Genomic DNA, 1,931 nt, shown 5'->3' with positions numbered 1-1,931 from the left:
AAAATCAATCAAGTCTGATAATTAATTTCTTCAATCTAGGAAGATTAGATTTTTCCATGGCACAGATTGAAAAAATCGTGTTTAACCTAGACAGAGCAATTTTTTTAAACATGACGGCGAAATAATAGCTACAAGTTTTGCCAAGTAATAATACAATGTCCGGATAATTAGCGATAAAACTCCGTTCCGCTTACGCGACCGAAACACTTCTTTCTCCTGATACATTCTTTCTTTATTTTCTGTCTTCTGACTCCTATTTCCTGCATCCCATCTCCTGACTCCTATCTCCTGACTCCTCCCTAATTTTTTATAACTGTTCAAACGGAGATGATATAACTTCACATTTTTTGCCTTCATACACTACAAGTCTCTTAAATAGCGATCGCTATTTAAAACTATTCAATAATCGCAGTCACGGTTTTTATGTCTTTAAATAAATAGACATTTCCCAATATTCAATATTCCTGTTCTCAAATCCTTGTAGAGACCTTCCATGGAAGGTCTCTGCTTTTTTTTTACATATATCTATTTTGAGCGATTTAAGCAAAATCTAAGCCTTTTTCAGAGGGATAGCTAGGCAGTCTTTCACAATGTTTTTAATTCCCTGAAACTAAATTATAGCATAACTTTTAATAATTATTTAACATGAATTCGTGGCGTTTTTTTCTTGCGATCGCAATCACATAATAGTTCAATAAAACTCATCATAAATACTGATTTACTCCACTAATTTACCTGGTAAAATTCACAGGCTATCAAGATCTAGATCACACTATAAATCGGGGAAATTACGGATGATAGAAATATCTTGAGGATGAGGTCAAAAACTCAAGAAACTAATATCAACATCTACTTTTTTAGGAAAAATTAAGCCATGAATATTTCAGAGGAAACTTCAATCTCTACCGTCAACAATGAGCTACCTATCGCCCAGGACGACACTGCCATCACAGATGCTGAAGTTCTACTTGATAACAAAAATGTACTTAACGACAATGGCAACGGAGAAGACACAGATCCAAATAACGATCCATTAACCGTAACTGAAGTTAATGGTAACAACAGTGATATAGGTCAAGAAATTACTCTCCCATCAGGAGCTTTACTGAAATTAAACAGTGACGGCACATATAGCTACAACCCCAATAGTCAGTACGAAAGTTTAGGATTAGGAGAAACAGCCACAGATAGTTTTACCTACACCATCAGCGACGGCAACAGTGGTACAAGTCAAGCTACAGTTACAATTACAATTAATGGAAGGAATGATGCACCTGTAGCAGAAAATGATAGTACCAGCACAGATGCTGATGTTGTACTTGAGAACGAAAATGTACTCAACGATAATGGCAATGGAGAAGACAGTGACCCAGACAGTAATGACACTTTAGTTGTCACAGAAATTAACGGTAACAGCAGTGATATAGGTCAAGAAATTACTCTCCCATCAGGAGCATTACTGAAATTAGACAGTGATGGCACATATAGTTATAACCCTAATGGTCAATACGACACTCTGCCAGTTGGAGAAACAGCCACAGATAGTTTTACTTACACTATCAGTGACGGCAAGCGTGGCACAAGTACAGCCACAGTGACAATTACGATTAACGGCCAATTTGAGCCAGAGCCAGAACCAACTCCAGAACCAGAGCCTACTCCAGAAGCAGAGCCAGAACCAACTCCAGAACCAGAACCAACTCCAGAACCAGAACCAACTCCAGAACCAACTCCAGAACCAACTCCAGAACCAACTCCAGAACCAGAGCCTACTCCAGAGCCAGAGCCTACTCCAGAACCAACTCCAGAACCAACTCCAGAACCAACTCCAGAGCCAGAGCCTACTCCAGAACCAACTCCAGAACCAACTCCAGAGCCAGAACCAACTCCAGAGCCAGAACCAACTCCAGAGCCAGAACCAACTCCAGAGC

Annotated in this window: 1 protein-coding gene; it reads left to right on the top strand. The window is 39.4% G+C overall.

Annotation, left to right across the window (positions count from 1 at the left end):
• Nucleotides 1-874 precede the first annotated feature (874 nt).
• Nucleotides 875-1,931, top strand: a 1,057-nt coding sequence (locus ACP6PM_RS23660) for an Ig-like domain-containing protein (protein ID WP_426588984.1), incomplete at its 3' end; no start/stop codon positions are given.

Origin of the sequence: Dapis brunnea BLCC-M229 (assembly GCF_050015995.1) — a bacterium.
In the GTDB taxonomy this organism is placed as follows: Bacteria; Cyanobacteriota; Cyanobacteriia; order Cyanobacteriales; family Microcoleaceae; genus Trichodesmium.
Note: the sequence above shows the minus strand (reverse complement) of the source record. Positions and strands in the feature narration are given on the sequence as shown.